The organism is Pseudomonas sp. PS01299, from assembly GCF_029960145.1.
Lineage (GTDB): Bacteria > Pseudomonadota > Gammaproteobacteria > Pseudomonadales > Pseudomonadaceae > Aquipseudomonas > Aquipseudomonas putida_A.
Map to the genome: position 1 here is coordinate 21,533 of NZ_JASCPO010000066.1, position 7,284 is coordinate 28,816.

Consider the following 7,284-nt stretch of genomic DNA (forward strand, 5'->3'; position numbering starts at 1 on the left):
GGTTAAATGTGCTGAGCTGGTTTGGATTCGTTCGAGCGGGTAAGGTTCAGCTACTGTAGTAGTACATCGCAGGGAGGCAGTTGGCAGTATCGCTGACCTCCTTCCGTGCATAGCACATATTGCGTCAGCTGGAAGTCGAGACATCTGGCCAGTTCGTTACCAGGGAAGTATTCATGTCAATCAATCAAACAGAACTCTATGACGCGCTGCAAGCCTTGACTCAGCGTGAGGATGTGAGGGCAGAGTTCATCTATGGGCTCCTGAATGCCTACGGTTTCGCCAAGAGCACGATCACTCAGCTAAGGAACGGCGGTGCCCGTAACGTGGCTAAGATCACTGATGATGTCGCGCTGAAAGGCCAACTTTATTTCCACCTTGCTCAGGCCGGTGAGAGCGTCCATGAAGCCGCAGAAGGTTTCAAGGCCGACGATATCATCAAGAGACAGAAGATCCGCTTCGTCATTGTGACCGACTTCAAAGAACTGGTCGCCTATGACCTGAAGGCGGATGAGCGGCTGGAAACGCCATTCACCGAATTGCATCAGCAGTACAGCTTTTTCTTGCCGCTAGCAGGCCTGGAGAAAAGCTACACCCATAGTGAAAGCGTGGCGGACGTAAAAGCTGCAGAGAAGATGGGGCGGCTGTTCGACCTGATCCGTGAGCGCAATCAGATAACGGCTGTCGAGGAGGTGCATGCACTCAACGTGTTCCTCACTCGTTTGCTGTTTTGCTTCTTTGCTGAAGATACCGGGATTTTTAAAAAGCATCAGTTCACCGATGCAATCAAGTCCACCACCCACGAGAATGGGGAGGACGTGGCGGAATTCCTCGGCAAACTGTTCTCTGTGATGAACTCTCCTGACGATGGCGCCCTACGCCAGTCGATGCCGGCACATCTGAAAGCTTTCCCGTATGTGAACGGCGGATTATTTGCGCAGCAGGTATTAATCCCCGCTTTCGGTGCTAAGTCGCGCCGTCTGCTGCTGGAGTGTGGAACTCTGGATTGGTCACAAATCAATCCGGACATCTTCGGCTCGATGTTCCAGGCGGTGATCGATGAAGAGCAGCGCAGCACCATGGGCCAGCACTACACCTCCGTGGGTAGCATCATGAAGGTGATCAAGCCGCTATTTCTTGACAAGCTGTACGCTGAGCTGGAGCGCTCTCGTAGCAGCGAGAACAAACTTAAAGATCTACTGGAGCGGCTAGCCTGCATCAAGATTTTCGACCCGGCCTGTGGCTCAGGTAACTTCCTGATTATTGCCTACAAGGAACTTCGCCGTTTCGAGATGGAAGTGTTCCGCGCACTAAACGAGTCCAGCCAGCAGCGCGTAATTTTCATGACCGGCATCAAGCTCTCTCAATTCTATGGAATCGAGATCGATGATTTTGCGCACGAAATTGCGCTGTTATCGCTGTGGCTGGCAGAGCATCAGATGCATCAGGAGTTTACGTTTGCTTTTGGTCATGCCGAGCCAATGCTGCCGCTGAAGGCGAGCGGCAACATTGCGCTTGGGAATAGTCTGCGTTTGGACTGGGGTGCTGTGTGTCCTAAAACGCCTGAGGATGAAGTCTATCTGATTGGTAACCCACCTTTTCTTGGAACCACGGGCCGCTCTGAAGAACAGTCGGCCGACATGAAGCAGGTGTTCAGTGGTTTCAAGTCGCTTGGCTACTTGGACTTCGTTGCTTGCTGGTTCTGGAAAGGTGCTCAGTATATCGAGAACAGCAGGGCTGAGTTGGCATTGGTGTCAACAAATTCGATCTGCCAAGGTGAACAGGTCGCCACCCTATGGCCGAGTATTTTCGACCTTGGCTTGAGGATCCACATAGCCTACCAGTCGTTTCCTTGGAGCAACAACGCGAAGGAAAACGCAGGCGTGCATGTCGCAATAATTGGATTGTCGCTCAAGCCGGAAAAGAAGGTGATTTTCAACCGAGTCGGGGAGGATTGGCACTCACGTGTGGTTAGTAACATCAGCCCTTACTTGATCGAAGGATCGAATCTCGTTGTCCATAAGCGTAAGGTGCCGATCTTGCCTGCTGCCCCGATGTACTTCGGCAACAAGCCTACCGATGGCGGGAATCTGATGTTCACCCGCGCTGAGCGTGATGATTTGATTGCCAAGGAGCCGGCTGCTGAGCGCTGGATCAGGAAGATTCTAGGGGCTGACGAATTCATTAATGGGAAGGAGCGCTTTTGCCTCTGGCTCGTTGATGCAACTGCAGACGACATCAAAGCGATGCCGGAAGTCTATCGTCGAACTCAAGCCATTGCAGAGCTCAGGATCAAAGCAGGCCATGCAGCTGCTCTGCTTTACGCCAAGACACCGCACTTGTTTATGCAGATAAGCCAGCCGAAAACAGGGAGCTACATCCTTGTCCCCGCATTCACTTCAGAGCGCCGCAAATACGTTCCAATGGGCCTTATTAGTTGTGATGTGATCGCGAACAATAAAAACTACATCATTCCAGGGGGCACCACTTATGAGTTAGGGATTCTGTCCTCTCTCATGCACATGGACTGGATGCGAACCGTCTGCGGCCGGCTCGAAAGCCGATATGGTTACTCTTCTGGAGTTGTCTACAACTCTTTCCCTTGGCCGGATGTGACTGAGCAACAGCGCAAGCAGATCGAGGCGCTGGCCGAGGAAATGCTGATGATTCGAGAGGACTATCCAGGCAAATCACTGGCCGATCTCTATGATCCGGAAACAATGCCAGAACCACTGAAGGAAGCACACAAAGTGCTGGATGCAGCTGTTGATCGCCTGTACCGAACCCGCTCGTTCCACGATGCATCCGAGCGCTTGGAGTACCTGTTTGGCCGCTATGAGATGCTGATTGAGCAAGAGCGTCAGCTGCAGGTTGCTCAAGCTGTGACCAAGAAAACCCGTAAGCCTCGCGCATCTAAGACTGCCGCCTAGTAACTGGAAAGGACTCAAGAGCATGGTTGATTTGCTGAAGGTGGAGTATGCCCAAACGGGCAAGAGCGCGAACCTGAATGAGATGGGGATGCGCGAGATGCAGGCTCGGGCCTTTGCTTCGCGCAACAGTCAGTACCTGCTGTTAAAGGCCCCGCCGGCGAGCGGCAAGTCCCGCGCCCTGATGTTTCTGGGTCTCGATAAACTGGTGAACCAGGGGTTGCGCAAGGTCATAGTCGCTGTACCGGAAATGTCCATCGGTGCATCGTTCCGCGACACTGCGCTGACCAAACACGGCTTCTTTTCTGATTGGTCGGTGTTGCCGTCGAATAACCTGTGCTTGCCGGGTGGGGAAGGTTCGAAAGTTGAGTCGTTCCGCCGCTTTATGCAGGCATCTAATGAGCAGATCCTTGTATGCACCCATGCGACCCTGCGCTTCGCGTTCGAGAAGCTGATCCCAGCTGATTTCAACGACACTCTGGTGGCGATTGATGAGTTCCACCACGTCTCCGTCGATGGCGATAACCGCCTGGGTGCGCTGATTGATTCCCTGATGAGGCAGTCCAACGCGCACATCGTTGCGATGACTGGGTCTTACTTCCGGGGCGACACGGTGCCGATCCTACCGCCGGAAGATGAGGCGCAGTTCGACAAGGTGACGTACACCTATTACGAGCAACTTAACGGTTATCGATACCTGAAGTCGCTGGGAATTGGCTATCACTTCTACCAGGGGCGCTATATCGATGCACTGAAGGATGTGCTGGATAGTCGCAAGAAGACCATCATCCATATCCCGAACGTCAACAGCGGTGAGGCCGCAGTGGGCAAGCATGAGGCGGTAGACCACATACTCGACGTGATGGGTGCAGTGCTTCAGCAAGATATGAACACCGGGATTTTCACCATTAAGCGCCCCGACGGTTCGCTGATGAAAGTGGCTAACCTAGTCGATGACGGCCCGACACGCACATTGGTTGTCGAATACCTGCGCAACATCACGAAGGCGGATGACCTAGATGCTGTGATCGCTCTTGGCATGGCGAAGGAAGGTTTCGACTGGCCCTGGTGCGAGCATGTTCTGACAATCGGCTATCGAAGCTCGATGACAGAAATTGTGCAAATCATCGGCCGCGCCACACGCGATTCTGAGGATAAATCTCACGCTCAGTTCACAAATCTGATCGCTCAGCCGGACGCTGAGGATGAGGACGTGAGGGTGTCGGTGAACAACATGCTCAAGGCGATCACTTTATCGCTACTTATGGAGCAGGTGCTGGCCCCAACCGTAAACTTCAAACCACGCTCGCAGTTGAAAGTGGGCGAGACGGTTGAGCCAGGCACAATCATCATCAATGACGTAACTGCTCCTGTCTCCGATAAAGTTATCAGGATATTGAATGGCGATAGCGACGATATTATTGCCACGCTGATCCAGAAACCCGAGGTGGGTAAGTCGCTGGTTGGTGGGGGGGTTCAACCTGAAGTCATCAATGAGACAGAGCTACCAAAAATTATTGAGACGAAATACCCCGACCTGAGCCCGGAGGAGGTCGAACAGGTACGCGAGGGAGTCCTGACCAAAGTGTTAATTGGCGCGTCTGGTGGACTGTTTGACGAAGCAGACCTTCCGCCGGATGCAGTGATCATTGAGTGCGGCAATTCATCCGGTGGCGCATGCTATCCGCTAGAAGAACCTAGTTGTGAGTACGGTACTCGGCCCGCTACGATCCCTCAGTCCTCCAATGCACCGGAGGGTAGTCGGCAGTTTGTGAAAATGGGCAACAAGTTCGTCAATATCGAAAACCTTACTATCGACTTGATTGATCAGGTCAACCCGTTCCACGGTGCTTACGAAATCCTGTCGAAGTCTGTTACCCCCGCGATGCTCAAGACAATTCAAGGTGTGGTCGCAGCAGGCCGTATCAATATGACTGAGGAGGAGGCGGTGATTCTCTGGCCGCGCATCGTGGCATTCCGTCAAGAGAAAGGAAGAGAGCCTTCCCTAATCTCAACTGATCCGATTGAGGTGCGTTATGCCGAAGGATTGGAGTACATCAAGAAGCGTAAGCGCGAGAAACTTCAGCAACATCAGTCGGTGTGATTGAGGGCAATGAAATGATCCTGCAGGGTAAAAAGCGTCGTGAGTTAAATTCGCTGGATGAAATTTTTGGCTTATCAGATGAGTTTGGCTTGCTCAACGTGAAGCCGCGCTCCGCTGCACCCGGTAAGAATGACCTGATAGCTTCACGATTTGAAGAGATCAACCAGTTCATTGACCAATACGTTCGCCTGCCGTCCGAGCACGGTGAAAGCTTGTCTGAGCGGCAAATGTCAAAGCGCTTGAAGGCAATCTTGGAAGGTAGCGATCACGCCACTCTAGCTGTGCTAGATCGGCACAACGTATTGGTCGGATCTGGGCTGGCCCAGATTGAGACGTCTGCACCGCCTCTTCATCCCGAGGATGTGATGAACATCGACGATATATTGGATGGTGATGACTTAGGGATGCTCGATTTAGGCGATTTGAGTATCCTCAACATCACGCATGTGCCGTCTGAAAGGGATATGCCGGATGAAGTAGCACAGCGAACGAAGTGCGCTGACTTTTGGCAGTTTGAGACGATCTTCATAAACCTGCATGCCGACCTCAAAAGCGGTAAGGCAGAATCCGTGCGCTTTGCAGAGAATTGGCAAATTACGGTAGGCGACGCCTTCATCCTCAATGGTGTCATTTGTTTTGTGGATGAAGTTGGCGATGAGCACGGGCGCGGTGAGCACAAAGATGCGCGATTGCGGCTGATCTTCGAGAACGGTACAGAGTCCAACATGCTGCGCCGCTCTCTTGGTCGGGCCCTCTACATGGAGGAAACAGGCCGTCGCATTCTGCGTGATCGGGACGGTGCGTTGGCTGAGGCCTTCCAGGATATCCGCCTGACCCACCGTGACCGACGTACTGGGGTGATCTATATCGTCAAGTCTATGAGCAACAATCCAGCTCTGACGCAGTTTTCACATTTGTACAAAATCGGTTACACCGAACTTACAGTGGATCAGCGAATTCGTAATGCAGAGCGCGATATTGCGTTCCTGGAGGGTCCAGTACAAAAGGTGACAGAGTTCGAGTGTTACAATATGAATCCGCAGCGGTTCGAGTCACTCGTTCACGGCTTCCTGGCAGTTCAACGACTCAACGTGGATTTGGTTGGAAAGGACGGGAAGTACTATCGCCCTCGTGAGTGGTTCGATGTCACGTTAGAGGTGGCAAGGGATGTGATTAACCGAATCATTGATGGGTCCATCACACAGTACCGGATGGACAATACGACAGGGCAAATGGTCAAAAAAAATCGTCAGCTGTCTTGAAGGGAAAATCGCTAGCGAAAGCCAATCAGGACATAGCAGGCGTCATCGGCAATAAGGTGACGCCGTACCGATCAGATTGGTGATGGGGCCTCGATGCACTAAGGCGGGAGGATTGAGAATCGTAACCGTCCAGCCAACACACCTTCCGAACTCCAGCATTAAGGGCGATGGTGTCCGCGTATTTTAAGTGGGTGCGATAGCCCTTAACGTCAGGATTTCCATACTCCAACGAAGCTCTTACCCCAAACCGTTGAAAGCACAATTTGCCCATGAGTGCCTGCAACCTGGTGCGACCATCTCCAGTGTTGCCGTCACTCACGGCATCAAGGCGCCAAAGGGAGTTGTTACCAGTCTGCCGTGCGTGCGCTCGCGTTTAATTGGATTCGGATTCTGTACCGCTGCTGGCAGGCCAGAACACCCTGCGACGAAACTACCTACTGAAATACCTTGAGGAAGCGCGGTTCACCGTTGCTCATGAACCTTGATAAGGGTTGACTGACTTCCTCAGGGCGTGAAGCTGCCCATCGCATGAGGCAGAAAACGGCCAAAAGTGGTTTGTCAGCGTCCACTAAATATGGAGTGATTCAGTGGCGATGTGGTCTGGGCAACCTAGGCGCCTTGGCAAGGAAAAGAATTTTAAGATGGGGGTTGACCACGTATTTTAATGCTGTAGTATTTGCCTCCCGCTAACCAGCAGCTTGATGTTGATTTTGGCTTAAGCGATTGATTTTATAAGTAAAATCAGCAGCTTTTAAGGGTGTTATTTGAGGTCGTGTGCTGTATAGTGCGCGCCTCGGTTGAGACGAAAGATCTTAACCAACCGCTCTTTAACAACTGAATCAAGCAATTCGTGTGGGTGCTTGTGGAGTCAGACTGATAGTCAACAAGATTATCAGCATCACAAGTTACTCCGCGAGAAATCAAAGATGTAACCAACGATTGCTGAGCCAAGTTTAGGGTTTCTTAAAAACCCAAAGATGTTTGAACTGAAGAG

At 52.1% G+C, this 7,284-nt stretch carries 3 protein-coding genes; all 3 read left to right on the forward strand.

Going from position 1 to position 7,284, the window contains the following annotated elements:
- Positions 1 to 173 precede the first annotated feature (173 nt).
- Genes QMX91_RS14150 through QMX91_RS14160 form a run of 3 tightly spaced genes read left to right on the forward strand, consistent with a single transcriptional unit; the run spans position 174 to position 6,290 of the window.
- Positions 174 to 2,927 carry a DNA methyltransferase gene (locus tag QMX91_RS14150; protein WP_282412920.1) on the forward strand — a complete coding sequence of 918 codons (2,754 nt, stop codon included), beginning with the start codon at positions 174 to 176 and terminating at the stop codon, positions 2,925 to 2,927.
- A 22-nt stretch (positions 2,928 to 2,949) separates the two neighbouring features.
- Positions 2,950 to 5,028, forward strand: coding sequence for an ATP-dependent helicase (locus tag QMX91_RS14155; protein WP_282412921.1), 2,079 nt, complete (start codon positions 2,950 to 2,952; stop codon positions 5,026 to 5,028).
- Positions 5,029 to 5,042: 14 nt separating this feature from the next.
- Positions 5,043 to 6,290: a GIY-YIG nuclease family protein gene (locus tag QMX91_RS14160; protein WP_282412922.1), complete on the forward strand. Its 1,248-nt coding sequence runs from the start codon at positions 5,043 to 5,045 to the stop codon at positions 6,288 to 6,290.
- Positions 6,291 to 7,284 lie beyond the last annotated feature (994 nt).